The following is a 15,652-nucleotide window of genomic DNA, read 5'->3' as shown; positions in this document are numbered from 1 at the left end:
GCGTTTTTTATTTAAGCTTGTTAGCCAAAGTTCAGGTTAAGAAATTTTTAACTCCATAATTGCGAGATCGGTGTATCTTCTCGGTAATGGTGACTCAATTGTGCTTGTAACAGTTCAGCCGTTGCTAAAGCGTCAGTTAAAGCGTTATGGTTTTTATACACAGGTAATGAATAGCGCTGGCGACAATCACCTAATCTAAGCGATCCTAACTTAGAATTAAATAACCAACCTAGCAAACCCTGCCTGGCTTTTAAGGCTTTTCGTTCAATTTCCATGGTATCAACCAAAGCAAAGTTGATCCCCTCGTTAAGCCTAAGTAACAGTGCAGTATTTAAGAAGTGCCGCTCAATCGCGCCATAGTGTACAACAACCACTTTACCACTGAGTGCTTGCAATAATGGCTCAATAATATGATTAAAATCCGGTGCATCGTCAATTTCTGAATGCGTTATGCCATGTATTACAATGGATCCCTCGTTGAAATTACGCCTAGGGCGCACCACCCAATGGCGACTATCTTTGCAATATATACGCTGTAAATTAAAAGGAATTAAACCAACGCTGACAATATCATCACTGGTGCTATCTAAACCGGTTGTTTCAAAGTCCATTGCAACAAATGGCACATCTTTAATTGCTGCGAATTTATCGCTAAAAGCAGCTCCATAAAAACGTTTGATAGTGTCATTTTGAGCGCCGCTTAATAAATTTTTATAGCGTGTTGCCCAGTCAATCATTGCTTGCTTTTTGAAAGCCATAAATTACTTTACCCCAGAGTTTGCTGAGTAACTAAATTTCAAATAGCTTTGTGCTTTTTCTAAAATTGCAAAAGCTTCTTTTAAGTTACGCTGCTCAAAAGGCGATAATAAATGAGGGTCTAAATCGTTGTCGGGTTCTTCCCCTTGTTCAATTTGCCATGCTTGGTGACGGATCCGCATCATGGCAATATATTCCAGCGCATCTCGCAAATCTTGTGCTTTGCCTTGCGGTAGGAGCTTGGCTTCAATAATATCTTCTAAGCGTTCGAACGAGTTTTGCTTACGTGATCCAACCGCCAATGCGTGAACCCGAATAACATCTGAAAGCGGCGCTGTGCCTCTGCGCTTTAAATTCATAGAACGTTTATGCTGACCGTTGTGCTCCATAACAAAGCCTTTAAAAAACCCCAATGGTGGGGTTCTGTTGCGAGCATTTGCAGCCATATTAGCTAAAAATACGCGATTAACTTTGCTTTGTTTGGCAATAAATATTTTAAGCTCATCGGCCCATTTGGTTTTACCCCACACCCCGTCTAAATCAAAAAATATGGAGCTATTTAGTAAGGCTTGCGGTTTAGGCAGCTCTATCCACTGAGCAAATTGCTCAAACCATTGTGCACGTGTTTTTCGCCATTTTTTAAATGACGCCATTATTTCGCCATCACAATAGGTATAACCGCATTGAGCTAAACCATCACAAACAAAATCGGCAATATTTTGAAAATACGTATCATGAAGTTCATCATCATAATCATCATCTAGAATGAGCGCGTTATCTTGATCAGTAACAATGAGTTGCTCATCCCGCGCCATTGAACCTAATGCGATAAAACAGTATGCAACCGGCGGCGGCCCATACTTTTCTTCGGCTAATACCAGTAACCTTTGTTTAAAAGTGCGGCCAATCACAGCCATTGCCGTGCCAATCATATGCGAGTTTGCATCTTCATTTACCATGCGTACAAACACATTCGGCAGCTGGCGTGCATAGTGTGTTAAATCTTCAATTGATTGCTGCGCAAGTATTCCACGTACCAATAGCAAGCTGCTTTGTGATTCATAGCGTAAAATATCAGAAAGGGAAATAACCCCAATTGGACGGCGTTTTTGGACCACCGGTAAGTGATGTAAGTTATCACGTAGCATCGCAAGTACAGCTTCGAAAACATAGGCATTGGCATCTAATAAAACCAAGTTTGTTGACATTATTGTATGCGCGGGTGTGTCAAATGCCAGCCCATGAGCAATGACTTTGGTACGTAAATCTTTGTCTGTGATAATACCAACAACTTGACCATCATCTTCCTCTGGGTCGTCGTTAATAGGTTTGGTACTATCAGTAACTAAAACCGATGACACCGATTCATCAGTCATAAGCTGGGCAACTTGTTGCACCGTTGAATCAGTATTAACTGTTACCACATCACGGTGGATCAGCGATTTTACTTTTGCCGTGGTTAAATCATTACCATCGGCTTGTTCAACAATTGCCTGATGTAAACGAACATTACCATCCGTTTCAAAATAGTCAGCAAATGAATCAAATTCGTCGCAATAGCGGTTAAATAGTTCAACATTAATGCAATACACTAGCGTATCTTCAAGTGCTTTAGCTGGAAAGCGAACCTTGCGATTCATCAGTAAACCCATCTGCCCAAATATACCGGCAGTGGTTAAACGATTATCCAGTTCCCCATTACGTCGATACATTTCAACAGAGCCGCTTCTGATCACATAAAGATCGGCTATATCTTGACCAAATAATAAAATATCGGTGTGCGCTCTAAAGTAGGCGACTTCAACCTGTTGCGCGAGCTCATTGATTGCTTTACTCGGTAGGCTGTCAAAAGGCGGGTGTTGTGCTAAAAACTGCGCGATTTCTACTTGTTCGGCTTGCATAAAAAAAACCTGTTGGGGATAGCTTTCCCAAGTGTGAGCCTAATTAACTTATTTTTCAAAGATAAATAGTTAATTAGGCTATTTTAATTGTGATTTACTCTACCTTATCAAGCTCCTGCGCAAGTTGCTTACTTTCATCACCACGAGGGGTAGTAAAGCGTGCTAAGCCCAAGTAAATTACCGGTGTTAAGTACAACGTAAATAGCACCGCTAAAGACAAGCCACCAAACACGACCCAGCCAATCGCATTACGTGCCTCAGCCCCCGCCCCGGTTGATAATATCAGCGGCAGTGCACCTAATAAGGTTGATATCAAGGTCATAGTAATTGGTCTTAAACGTACCAGTGCTGCTTGCTCTACAGCTTTACGAACAGTTAAACCTTGGTCGCGCAATTGGTCAGCAAATTCAACTAACAAAATCGCGTTTTTCGCGATTAAACCAATTAACATCACCAAACCTATTTGCGAGTAAATATTTAACGAAGTACCAGTTAAGTACAGTGCTAAAATTGCTGATGTAATACCAAACGGTACCGTTACCATCACCACCACGGCACTATTAACATTTTCAAACTGTGCGGCTAATACTAAAAATACGATTAAAAATGCCAGTATGTAAGTGATAAATACTTCATTAGAAGTTTCTTCAAAGGTTAATGCTTCACCTTTAAATGCCAAGCTAATGCCACTTGGTAGCGTTTGCTCTGAAATATCACGTAATTGCGATACCAGCTGTGCAATACTCATGTCCGCCGGCAGTTCCATATCAAGCTCGATAGCACGACGCTGTGCGTGGCGTTCAAGCTCGGCGGCAACACCTTCTTCTGTTATGGTTGCAACGCTACTCAGTGGTACTAACTGACCGTTATTTGCACTGATATATAAATTAGCGAGATCACTGGGATCTTTAATGGTTTGATTTTGTGCTTGCAGAATAATCGGTACCGATTGGTCACCAATATTTAAATCTGCAATATCATCGCCATTTATCGCAGCACGTAAGGTGATTGATATATCACTCAGTGACACCCCTAATTCCTCTGCACGGCGTCTATCAATATTAACGCGCAATTGCGGCTGTGATGGCTGATATGAAATACGCACGTTGTCAATCGACGGGATAGTCTGCTCAACCTGTGCAGCAAAATCTTGTGCGGCCTTATAAATCTGCAGGTAATCTTGCCCTAATAGTGCCAGCTCAATACCGCCACCTTGACCGCGTAAATTTAAACTATTTGACCCAGACGGATAACCTGCCGCCCCAGGAATATTACCCAGCGGACCTCGAATTTTATTAATGATCTCTTGCTGTGAAAAATGACGCTCATCCCAGTGTTTTAAAGGCACGGTAATAAACACAATATTTGGATCCCACTGCCCTACAACAGTATAAATAGATTCAATTTCGCCGCTTTGCACATACGGCAGCAAAATATCTTCCATTTGCATTGCTTGACGGTCCATAAAATTCAAACCAACACCGTCAGGGCCCCGAGCAAAGATACGTATTTTTCCGCGATCTTCTGAAGGCAGTAATTCATTATCTAAATTGAGATACAAAGCACCCGAACCCGCAGCGACTAATATACTAGCTATAAACGTAAGCCACGCATGATCAAGCACCCAATGAATGGTTTTAGTATAAATATTAGCAAGCCAATGACCTATTTTAGCAAATGGGTGTTTACCACCTTGTTTGAGTTTTAGCTTTGAGGTGAGCGCTGGCACTAATGAAAGCGCAACAAAGCTTGAAATGATCACCGCTCCCGCAAGTACCCCACCAAACTCCCTAAATAATCGCCCTGCGGTTGAGGGTAAAAAAGCGATAGGAACAAATACCGCCGCCAACACCGCAGTCGTTGCGACAACAGCAAAAAACACTTCTCGCGTGCCAATTACCGCAGCAGCACGGCGGCCAAGGCCTAAACCGCGTTGACGTTGAATGTTTTCGCTGACCACAATCGCATCATCAACAATCAACCCCGTTGCTAACACTAATGCCAGCAAAGTAAGTATATTGATTGAAAAACCCAGTGCCCATATCAACGCTAATGAACCAACCAAGGCAACAGGAATTGCAAATGCAGGCACTAAAGTCGCGCGCCAAGAGCCGATAAATACCCATAATGTAATGATCACCAGCAGCACAGTTAACACCAGTGAGTAAATCACCTCATCAACTGAGCTCCTGATAAATTGTGCATCATCGGAAGTTAAAGTAAATTTCAGCTCCGGAAAACGCGTTTGCATTTTTGCTAATAAACTTAATACTTCGTCAGATATTTCAATGGTATTTGACTGTGCTTGACGTATAACTTCCATGCCAATCACTGGCTGGCCGTTTAAGCGCACCATAGAGCGAGGATCCGCAGGACCAAAATACACCGCCGCAATATCACCAATACGCGTACCATCACGAATAATAATATCGGCCACTTGCTCAGCGGTAACTGAGGTTGCATCTGCGCGCACTATAATTTGTTGATCCGTCGATTTCAAACTACCTGCCGGTACATCAAATGGCGCTTGGCGCAGTACTTGGGCTACATCAGGAACGGTTAAATTAAAACTGGTTAATTTGAGTGGATCAAGACGCACCCGTAAAACACGTTTTCGGTCACCATTTAAACGTACATCGGCCACACCTGGAATGGTTAAAAACTGCGGTGCTAAATCAACCTCAACCAGTTCAGTCAACGCTTCAAGGGCTATGGTATCGCTTGATACGGTTAGCGATACCACCGCCTCAGCATCATTATCAGCCTTGATAATAGAAACGCGCTCAACTTCTTCTGGCAACTCCCGTTGTACACGTGCTACCGACTCACGGGTTTCATTCGCAGCATCATCAAGGTCAACACCAGCACGAAACTCAACAACAATCCGTGCATTGCCTTCTTCACTTTGTGCGCGAATAGTTTTTACACCACTTACGCGGGCTACCGCCCCTTCAAGTTTACTGGTTACTTCGGTATCAACAGTCTCTGGAGAGCCCCCAGGAAATGAAGCCGACACCGTGATCCTTGGCGTATCAACATCAGGCAGTTCACGAACTTCAACCCCAGCAATGGCTGCAATACCCGCAATAATGATCAGTAAATTAAGTACTACAATAAGCACTGGGCGGCGAATGGCCATTGAAGGGAGATCTTGCATCATAGGTTGTTGTTTCATACCTACTCCTGCGCTGCTGCAAGCGGCTTGATATAATTAAGCTCTTGCGCTGGGCGTAAACGTTGTACGCCTTCAACTACCAAAATATCGCCTTCGTTTAAAGGCCCAGATACGAGCAAACGACCCGCTAAACGTTGCTGGATTTTAACATCAACTCGAGTTGCCTTTTGCTCAACACTTTTCCATACATAGGGGCCGGTTGCCCCCCATAAAAGCGCAGCTTCAGGCACTGCAGCTAAACTCTGCCCTAATACCTCAATATGTACTCTAAAACTCATACCCGGTAAAAATTGTGCTTGTGCATTATCCAGTTTTGCTTTGACACGCAGCGTACGTGTTTGTGGATCAATGCGTGAGTCAAGATAAGCGACTTGCGCATTTATCGCATCGCTTCCTTGCCACGGCATCACAGTCACGTTACCGCTAGTTCTGAGCATTGAAATAGCTGACTCTGGTGCATTAAAATTAATGTATAACGAACGAGTATCATCAATACTGGCGATGGCTGTTTGAGTGGTAATTCGATCGCCAACTTCGACATCCGTTAACCCCATGGTGCCACTAAAAGGCGCTCGTACTTGGCGATCTTCTAATTCGGTTTCGGCTTTAGTCACCGCAACCTTAGCTAACTCATACACAGTTTTTGCATCATCTAGATCGCTTTTTGGCACCGCGCCTTTAGCATGACTTTGCTGTAAACGTGTTTGTATTCGTTCACTATCTGCAAGCTTTATTTTCGCTTCATTAAGCGCCGCTTTTTGTCTGCGCGAATCGAGCTCTAACAAAATAGTACCTGCGGTTACCTGATCACCGGGTTTAAAATGCACAGCCGTCACTTTATCCCCCACTGCAGGATAGAGGATAACAGAGCGAATCGCTTCAGCATTACCAACCGCTTGAACTTGCTCTTTTGCACGTTCCATCGCAACAGGTTCAACAATTACGTTAGCAGCAAATGCCGATGGCATTACCGCTGAACAAGTAATAAAAACACTGACTAAAAGAACTCGTAATTTCAAAAAGATCACCTAATTAATTATTATTTCCATTATGGTACGCAGTGTAACAGTGTTTTGATCAATAAAAAGTCTAGTTCGATTAACTGTCAAAACAATACGTTGAAATACCTTTATAGGGGAAAGTAACTATAGCCGTGTATTTAATACTAAGAGGCTAACTAGCTATAAAGACCCTATACATAAACAGCCTAATTGGTCAGAATAAGGTATTGTCTTAAATTTACTCATAATGATAGTTTGAGCTTTTAGAACTAAAAATTGTTGAATTTACGGATTAATAAACCCTGAAAGTGGTCCAAAATATCTAATTTATTGCTAAGTACTTTTGAGTAAGTGGGCAAACAGGTATAGTATGCAACAATAGTTTTTATTAGGGTCGCCCCTGCTAGTTTATATTTAAAAGGACAATTATGTTTAAGCAAAAATTTACCGATATACATGGTATTACACACCAAGAAGCCGTATTTTTGGTCAACCTGATCAACATTAGTGAACAGCTTTCTAAACAACTACAATTCGATCACAGCGGAGAAGTTAGCGTTGAGTCTTACGAACATGGCAATGTTGAATTTTCAGCCGTTTATTGGACATCAGCAAAAGCTAAAGAGGACGGTTGTGAGCCGCTGATTTTTATGTATAAAAAAGATGTGTACACACTAGAGCAATGCACTATTGCTGTAGATAACGCCAAAGATATGACACCAGAACAGCTCACCAATGCCGCCGAAGCGCATTTAAAAACATTAATCTAAAGTTGGCATGTATACATGGTGATTTAATAAAAACATCACCGTGTTAACACGCTTATTTAGAACTTAAGATGACACCTATCACAATTATTTACCTAAAACAGGTTTTCACCACATAAAAATGCACTATACACGCAGCGAAAAACGCAATGCTAATAACCGGATCTGAATACTAAATCAATAAAGTTGCTGTTGCTCGAATCATAAAATACTAATAGCTTAATCACTGATGTAATAACTGTGCTTAAAGCTATGATTTTTAAAGAATTTGTGCCTGTCCCATTGTTATAGATTAACACTTACCTGCTAGTATAAAAATTTATATTATTGAAGCCTGATTTCAATCAAGGCGTTAAATAACATCTCTTTGTCTGCTCTTGTTAAATATCGAGAATTTAGTGTGCGTTCAAAAACTTTAAATTCTTGCTGTGAAAAAACGCCTCCATGACGTAAATACTGTGTAAGTTCAATATTGATGTCTTTCCCTAGCTTTATCAGTGCAGGACGGATAACAGTATCTAAATTTCTAGGCTCTTTATCTGTTGGCTTACTAAGCAAGTCAGCGCGGTATCTGTATTGTATAGCCTTAGCCGCAGATATTTGGGCACGAAAAAACGCGAGAACACTTTCTTTGTTTAAGCCTTGTTTTTCTGCTGACAAACTTGCATTGTTAATAACAATTAGCTCACGCTCTTTATCTTCAATGGCTTGGTTATTATTACTCTTATAAAGCGCAACATCTTCCATGTAACTCAAGCGCAAGTTTATTGTTGAAAAAAGCTCTTGTGCTGTACTTGCAGCAAAAAAAACTAGATGAGAGCAGCAAAGGTCAAGATGATTCGAAACATAATATCTTACCTTGTGAATTAGGGGACTGTTATTGTGCAATAAAACCCAAAAGATTAAATTTATTCAATCTTGATTACCATCAAAAAAGCCCCAGACAACGCTGAGGCTTTATAAAACGATAGTAATAGCTCTACTAAATTACTTTTTACGCTGTGCGTCTTTTTGCGCTTTTTTAGCCTCTTTACGCTTTTGTAAAACGGCTTGTGCTTCGTTGCCAATATGGCCTTCGCCACGAGCTTGCGCTAATTCAATTTGCTTTTGACGCTCAGCAAATCGTTCACGTTGTTCGTCGGTAACATCATCAATACAATGATGACACGAGACACCTTCCATGTACTCTGGTTTGAGTTTTTCGTCTTCAGTGATTGGCATACGACACGCATGACATTGATCGTATGAGCCTTTTTGCAAGTCGTGATCGACTGCTACGCGATTATCAAATACAAAGCACTCACCTTCCCACATGGTTTCTTCTTTTGGTACTTCTTCTAGGTATTTTAAAATACCGCCTTCAAGATGGTACACATCTTCAAAACCTTGCTCTTTCATGTAAGCAGTTGATTTTTCACAGCGAATACCACCAGTACAAAACATAGCTACTTTTTTATGTTTGCTCGGATCGAGGTTTTCTTTCGCCCACTGCGGAAACTCGCGGAATGTTTTAGTATTTGGGTCTACTGCGTTTTGAAAAGTACCAATTTCGATTTCATAATCGTTACGGGTATCAACTAAAATAACCTCAGGATCTGAGATCAATGCATTCCAATCTTGTGGTTTTACATAACTGCCAACCACTTTCAGCGGATCAATCCCTTCAACACCCATTGTGACGATTTCTTTTTTTAGTTTTACCTTAGTACGGTAAAACGGGCATTCATCATCAAATGATTCTTTGCTAACAATGTTATCAAGGTTTGGTTGGCTGTCTAACCAGCTTAAAAGGTTGTCAATGCCTTCACGCTTGGCAGAAACTGTGCCGTTGATACCTTCTGCGGCAATTAATAAAGTACCACGTACTTCATTGGCTTCCATCACATCTAACAATGGTTGGCGTAGGGCTTCGTATTCAGGTAAAGAAACAAACTTATAAAGTGCACATACAACAAAGTGCTCGCTGGTTACATTGTCTTTATGGACAGCAGTCATGGTGATTCCTATTTTGCTTTAGCCGTTATTGGCGGTAACCGAATCGTAAATCCGGCGCATAATACATATTGAGGGCGCGTATTTTACGCTTTTTCTAATTAAATGCAAAAAAAGCAGTGATAATTGGCTTTTTGCTGTTAGCCGCACTCGGGACTGCGCTATAATAGCGAAATTATTTATACCCAAACAAATTGCTCATTTTGGAGAAACACACTTTGCATTTTACTGATCTTGGGATTGATACTCGCCTTGAAACACAATTAGCGCATCAAGGGATCACCCAGCCCACTGATATTCAGGCCCATGCAGTGCCCACCGCACTGGCAGGCCATGACATTTTCGCCCAGTCTAAAACTGGGTCGGGCAAAACCTTGGCATTTTTATTACCTGCTGTTCAACGGGTTATGAAACAAAAGGCGCTCAGTAAACGTGATCCTCGTGTGCTTATTGTGGCGCCTACTCGTGAACTGGCGACCCAAGTATTTACCCAACTTCGCCTGCTAATTGCAGGTACTAATATTAAAGCGGTGAAAATATTAGGCGGTGAGAACTTTAATGATCAAATTAAAGCACTGCGTAACGACCCGCAATTTGTTATTGCTACACCGGGTCGTTTAGCCGATCACTTAACTCAGCGTTCATTACAGCTAAGTGGCCTTGAGTTACTTATTTTTGATGAAGCTGACCGTATTTTAGATTTAGGTTTTACTGCACAGTTAAAGATGATCAACGAGCAAGCAGATCATCGCCTGCGCCAAACATTATTGTTTTCAGCGACACTGGATCATGCACAAGTCGATGCGTTATCACGTAATTTACTGAAAAAGCCAAAACAAATTACCCTTAGTGCGGCTAACGAACAACATTCAGATATTAAACAAAGCTTATATTTAGCTGATCATCTTGATCATAAAGAAGCGCTGCTTGAGCATTTTTTAAAGCAAGACGAGGTCGGGCAATGCATTATATTTACAGCGACTCGTACAGATACCAGCCGTTTAAGCGAATCACTTAATGCTAAAGGTTTTAAAGCCCAAGCATTAGCAGGTGATTTAGCCCAAAATAAACGTTTAGATATCATGGACGGCTTTAGCCGTGAAAACTTTAAAATTTTAATAACCACCGATGTTGCATCTCGTGGTCTTGATTTACTGAGCGTAACTCATGTAATCAATTTTGATTTACCTAAACACGCTGAAGAGTATGTGCATCGTATTGGTAGAACTGGTCGAGCTGGCTTTAAAGGTACCGCTATTTCACTGGTCGGTCCTAAAGATTGGTTAAGCTATAAAGCAATTAAATCATTCTTAAATGATGAACTTGAGTTTCATACCGTTGCAGGGTTAAAAGGTAAGTTTAAAGGTTTACGCGAACCAAAACCTGATGCAACATGGGCTAAAGCACAAGAAAATGTAAAGCCTAAAGTAAAAGCTGTGACTAAACGCAAAGCAAAACCTAAAAAGCCACAAGCGCCAATCAAAGCCCCTCTTAATATTGATGGTGATGCACCAATGCGCCGTCGTAAAAAGCCAGAACAGGAATAATTATGAGTTACCTTGGAACCACCCAAACCCTATTCGTTAACGAAGTAAGTAACGAAGGCGCGTACCTTGATGGTCATGATCTGGGTGAAGTTTTTTTACCAAGCAGTGAAATTAAACATGAGCTAGAAGCTGGCGACAGTGTCAGCGTATTTATCTTTTTAGATAACGCTAATCTCGCCACTGCAACAACTAAAAAGCCGTTAGCTCAAGTAGGTGAATACGCCCTACTTCGTGTTAAAGAAATCAACAGCATTGGCGCTTTTTTAGATTGGGGGCTTGATAAAGATGTACTAGCACCGTTCAACGAACAAAAGCCAAGAATGCAAGAAGGCTATTCTTATTTAGTACGTTTGTATTTAGATAACGCCAGTGGCCGTATTTGTGCATCAAATAACTTTAATCGTTTTATCAATAAAACGGAGCCTGAGTACGCCCCGCTGCAAGAAGTACAGTTAATTGTCGCTGGCAAAACCGATATTGGCTATAAAGTATTAATAGAAGAAGCACATTACGGCGTTATATTTTACAACATGGTGTTTAAAAACATGTTTGTTGGCCAACGCTTAACTGGATTTATTCAAAAAGTACGTGAAGACGGAAAAATTGACGTTATTCTTGAAAAACCAGGTATGGCTAAAGTAAGTGACTTGGGTGAGAAAATAATGGATAGATTAAAATCCGAAGGCGGTGTTATTGCTTTAGGTGATAAATCGGATCCTGAGACAATTAAAAAAGTTTTCTCAACCAGTAAAGCAAATTATAAAAAAGCCATTGGCGGTTTGTTTAAGCAAGGCCTAATTGATATTGAAGCTAAGGCTATTAGGCTTAAGTAAGCGGTCAGCGGTCAGCGGTCAGCGGTCAATTCAAAATGATATAGAAAAGAGTAAAGTGAAAGCTTTACTCTTTTTGTTTATATAAGCTTCAATGACAAGTGTGAGCGTGAAGCGGACGCCGATAAAAGTTAAACTTAAACATGTGTTGATGTGTAGGATGTAATTTTTGTCAGGTAAGATTATTAACAGCAGTTTTGGTGTGTTATAAACCACCAAAATGGTGTTCAATAAGATGTCATAAAAATTATTTAGGCTCGGTAATATGAATACACAAGTAGAAAGATTGGGCGTCGCACGCTTAGATATTTATTTCTCACAAAATGGATGGCTTTTTCGAGAACAATCCATACATGATTATGGTATAGATGCTCAGGTTGAAATAACTGATGCTAACTATCCTACAGGTGATTTAATTGCAATACAGATTAAATCAGGTTTAAGTTTCTTTAAAGAAGAGAAACTAAATAGTTATGTATTTAGAACAACAAGTAAGCACATTGAATATTGGGCAAATCATACACTTCCTGTCATTTTAGTTCTTTACCACCCAAAGCAAGATAAACTTTATTGGCAGGTGATCAATGATCAAACTGTAACTAGTACAGGTAAAGATTGGAAAGTTCATATACCAAAAACAAATGAACTCAATGATCAAAGTTTTTTTCAACTTAGTAAGTTAATCCAACCAGAGCCTTACATAAAAAGAATTAATAAACTTAAGCTAGATTCTAAATGGATTAAAAAACTTCACGAAGGTGAAGAAGTATTCGTTAGTTTTACTGATTGGGTTAATAAATCATTACCACGCTATAAAATAAAAATTTCATGTTCTGATAGTTCACAAATTTGGCCGATGACTTATGCTCCAAATATGTCTATTGAAGAAGCTTTAGAGCACTTCATTCCTTGGGCAGATTTTTCAATGGATATTGAGCATCATAGAATGCAAAGCGAATCACAATGGTCTGCTGAATGTTATGTTGGCAAAGATCCTGAAACTGGAGATGTTTATTTTGGTGAAGACTTTGATGACTGGTATGTTGAACCTGATGAAAGTGAAATTTTGCCAACACATGAAGATGGTGAATGTGCATATTATTCCTTAAAACTTAACCTGAACGAATTAGGTGACTCATTTTTAATTCTTGATGATTATTTATCTGAAGTTTCCCCATTCGATAGTAGAACATTCACAGAAGAAGATTTGAACTGGTAATTTTTATAATCGGGTAGCCGGAGGTCTCCTCCAGCTCCCACACCAGCCATCATCAACTTTTTTATTAACAGGAAGTGCAATGGGCGGTTCATCTCCCGTGATGAATATTGATCCAAATATCCCTCAATGACACTAAACCTTGTGAAGCCAATTAGTCATTGCCTAGCGCGAGGTTTACGCCACTACTGTCAGTAGCACATTCTTATCCTTCAGCGTATCCAGTGTTCTAAATCCACCGTTAGCTGATAAGCGTTGGCTATTAGGTAGTAGTGTCCCCAGACGCGCAAATACTTTTGGGCCTAGAACCTGTATTACTCTTAAGCGCAGCGCCTCTTAACCTCTTTGTGAATAATTTACTAAGTTTTTTGCACAAAGAGAAGGGAATGAGAAATAAATGAGGGGAAACTTAGCGCTTAGTATTTGCATGCTTAATAATTTAACACGAATATTACTAAGCGATTGAATCAAAATAGCAACTCGGCTATGGTTATTGCATCAATAAAAATAAATTAAAGACGAGTAATTCTACAGGCTCGTTAAGCCTCATCTATTCCAGCGTAGGTGCACAAGGATAATTAAGTGGAAGAATTAAAGCACCAAATAAAAATGCAAGCTACCGCCAACATTTTTCAAACTATGGGAAGAGAAGTCGCAGGACATAAAGTTATTGAGCAATTTAAAAGCATGCCTGATGCTAAGTTAAATATGCTCGGATTTTATGCTGGTATTAAAAGTGAACACTTACCGATATATAGAAAGTTAACTCGCGGTGAAAAAAACGAGTTTACTGAAAAACTAAATACCTTTAAAGATGAGCTGAAAACAGGGGATGTCGTTCTTGTTACAGGTACTTCAAACTCATCAAAGATACTAGCAAGCTTACAAAAAACGGTTTACTCAAACGCCCGTTCGAGTCATGTTGTGATTGTTCAAGCTGATTTTATATGTATAGATGCAGTGCCTAAAATAGGTGTTTCGCTTAAACTAATCTCTGAAGTTTTAAAAGACGTTAAAGATGATTGGCGTATTATTAGATTTAAAGGGTTAAAAGAAAAGGACAATGAGCTACTTAGTAAGACGTGCGCTTATTATATTAAGCAACCGTATGTGATTTTACCAAAAAGAAAACCAGCCAAAAAATTCTCATATTGCTCTGAATTAGCACGTAAAGTCTATGTTGATAGTAAAATTAAAAATACTGGAATTCCGAATAGTACAATTATAAAATCATGTGATTTCGATAAAATCGCTGACCAGAATAGTCAGTGGCTAGACATAACAGACTCTGTTAAACCATACATAGAGTTCTGTATAAAGTATGAAGACATTTTAAAGTTTATATCTAAGAGCTTTACACAAGGTATAGACCTAAATCGACAACGATTTAGTGAGCGCAGAAAAACAAAAGAAAGCATATCAAAAATGCATAAAAAAGGTGAAATCTCATCTTCAGGTGCAGCCCAGATTAAAAATAAAATAGAATCCCTAGAGAAATCATTAAACTATAAGTTTTGGGATCACCAATAAAGCCTAATCGGGTAGCCGAAGCGGAAAATGGGGTCGCGGAAAATGGGGTCGCGTCTTGCCTTTTGCCACATTGTGTTTTGAATAACCGCAACTGACATATTCCAGCCTATTCATCGCCAAGTTATTAAGTTTGTATACCGAGAAACAAAAAGAGCAAAGTAAATACTTTGCTCTTTGTACTTAGTAATAGTAGTAATAGTACCAATTAAAAGACCGCTGTTTATTTTATCGAGTCATTAATTTCTTTTAATGTTGCAACAGGGTCTGCGGCTTGTGTGATTGGACGGCCAACAACTAGGTAATCACTGCCATCTTCAATCGCTTGCTTTGGTGTCATAATACGCTTTTGATCGCCTGCATCACTGCCCGCTGGGCGAATACCTGGCGTAACTAATTTAAACTCTTTCCCTAAAGCAGCCTTTAAACTTTGCGCTTCTTGTGCTGAGCACACTACCCCGTCAAGGCCTGACTCTTTTGCAAGTTTTGCTAAATAGATAACTTGCTCAGCAGGCGTTTTTTCAACACCTAAACGCTTTAGTTCGTTTTCATCCATACTGGTTAAAACGGTAACGGCAATTAATAATGGCGCTTTATCACCAAATTGCTCAAGCGCTTGTTTGGCTTTAGTCATCATTTCAACACCGCCACTGGCGTGAACATTAACCATCCAAACACCCATTTTGGCAGCTGCGGTAACCGCTTTGGCAACCGTATTTGGAATATCATGAAACTTTAAATCTAAGAATACGTCAAAGCCAAGGTCAATTAATTCTTTTACAAAAGCAGGTCCAAAATAGGTAAACATTTCTTTGCCTACTTTTAAACGACATGTATCAGGCGATAATTGCTTTACAAAGTTTAAAGCGGTTTGCTGATCATCGTAATCGAGGGCGATAAGAACTTTTTTTGAATGTTCGAGAGACATAACTTTCCTAAA

12 protein-coding genes are annotated in these 15,652 nt (G+C 40.0%); 5 read left to right on the top strand and 7 right to left on the bottom strand.

What is annotated here, in order from left to right:
- Window positions 1–47: 47 nt before the first annotated feature.
- The 4 genes from H5201_RS02015 to H5201_RS02000 all read right to left on the bottom strand — a co-directional run bounded on the left by H5201_RS02015 (window position 48) and on the right by H5201_RS02000 (window position 6,851).
- Complete coding sequence (locus tag H5201_RS02015) at window positions 48–758, bottom strand: 3'-5' exonuclease (RefSeq protein ID WP_145233243.1); 711 nt, start codon at window positions 756–758, stop codon at window positions 48–50.
- A 3-nt stretch (window positions 759–761) separates the two neighbouring features.
- Window positions 762–2,657 carry a DUF294 nucleotidyltransferase-like domain-containing protein gene (locus tag H5201_RS02010; RefSeq protein WP_145233241.1) on the bottom strand — a complete coding sequence of 632 codons (1,896 nt, stop codon included), beginning with the start codon at window positions 2,655–2,657 and terminating at the stop codon, window positions 762–764.
- A gap of 94 nt (window positions 2,658–2,751) precedes the next feature.
- Window positions 2,752–5,832, bottom strand: coding sequence for an efflux RND transporter permease subunit (locus H5201_RS02005; protein ID WP_145233239.1), 3,081 nt, complete (start codon window positions 5,830–5,832; stop codon window positions 2,752–2,754).
- Between the two features lie 2 nt (window positions 5,833–5,834).
- Window positions 5,835–6,851, bottom strand: coding sequence for an efflux RND transporter periplasmic adaptor subunit (locus H5201_RS02000; RefSeq protein ID WP_182740129.1), 1,017 nt, complete (start codon window positions 6,849–6,851; stop codon window positions 5,835–5,837).
- Window positions 6,852–7,261: 410 nt separating this feature from the next.
- Here H5201_RS02000 and H5201_RS01995 point away from each other — a divergent pair, with 410 nt between their 5' ends.
- Window positions 7,262–7,603 carry a hypothetical protein gene (locus H5201_RS01995; RefSeq protein ID WP_149982479.1) on the top strand — a complete coding sequence of 114 codons (342 nt, stop codon included), beginning with the start codon at window positions 7,262–7,264 and terminating at the stop codon, window positions 7,601–7,603.
- Between the two features lie 321 nt (window positions 7,604–7,924).
- On the opposite strand, the gene aroQ is transcribed toward H5201_RS01995, so the two are convergent.
- Both aroQ and H5201_RS01985 read right to left on the bottom strand, forming a co-directional pair.
- Window positions 7,925–8,488, bottom strand: coding sequence for a gamma subclass chorismate mutase AroQ (gene aroQ, locus H5201_RS01990; protein WP_259399645.1), 564 nt, complete (start codon window positions 8,486–8,488; stop codon window positions 7,925–7,927).
- 99 nt (window positions 8,489–8,587) lie between these two features.
- A complete protein-coding gene (locus tag H5201_RS01985; protein WP_145233236.1) occupies window positions 8,588–9,595 on the bottom strand; it encodes a rhodanese-related sulfurtransferase in 1,008 nt (335 codons plus the stop codon).
- 215 nt (window positions 9,596–9,810) lie between these two features.
- Here H5201_RS01985 and H5201_RS01980 point away from each other — a divergent pair, with 215 nt between their 5' ends.
- The 4 genes from H5201_RS01980 (at window position 9,811) to H5201_RS01965 (ending at window position 14,715) form a co-directional block, all read left to right on the top strand.
- Window positions 9,811–11,139, top strand: a complete 1,329-nt coding sequence (locus H5201_RS01980) for a DEAD/DEAH box helicase (protein WP_145233234.1) — start codon at window positions 9,811–9,813, stop codon at window positions 11,137–11,139.
- 2 nt (window positions 11,140–11,141) lie between these two features.
- Window positions 11,142–11,972: a S1 RNA-binding domain-containing protein gene (locus H5201_RS01975; protein ID WP_182719011.1), complete on the top strand. Its 831-nt coding sequence runs from the start codon at window positions 11,142–11,144 to the stop codon at window positions 11,970–11,972.
- 262 nt (window positions 11,973–12,234) lie between these two features.
- The gene (locus H5201_RS01970; protein WP_182740740.1) at window positions 12,235–13,188 is read left to right on the top strand and encodes a DUF4365 domain-containing protein; all 954 of its coding nucleotides are present in this window, start codon (window positions 12,235–12,237) and stop codon (window positions 13,186–13,188) included.
- A 579-nt stretch (window positions 13,189–13,767) separates the two neighbouring features.
- Window positions 13,768–14,715, top strand: coding sequence for a hypothetical protein (locus H5201_RS01965; RefSeq protein ID WP_182740741.1), 948 nt, complete (start codon window positions 13,768–13,770; stop codon window positions 14,713–14,715).
- A 220-nt stretch (window positions 14,716–14,935) separates the two neighbouring features.
- On the opposite strand, the gene pyrF is transcribed toward H5201_RS01965, so the two are convergent.
- Window positions 14,936–15,640: an orotidine-5'-phosphate decarboxylase gene (gene pyrF, locus H5201_RS01960; RefSeq protein ID WP_182740742.1), complete on the bottom strand. Its 705-nt coding sequence runs from the start codon at window positions 15,638–15,640 to the stop codon at window positions 14,936–14,938.
- Between the last annotated feature and the right edge of the window lie 12 nt (window positions 15,641–15,652).

Origin of the sequence: Pseudoalteromonas sp. SG43-6, from assembly GCF_014164365.1 — a bacterium.
GTDB lineage: Bacteria > Pseudomonadota > Gammaproteobacteria > Enterobacterales > Alteromonadaceae > Pseudoalteromonas > Pseudoalteromonas rhizosphaerae.
Note: the sequence above shows the minus strand (reverse complement) of the source record. Positions and strands in the feature narration are given on the sequence as shown.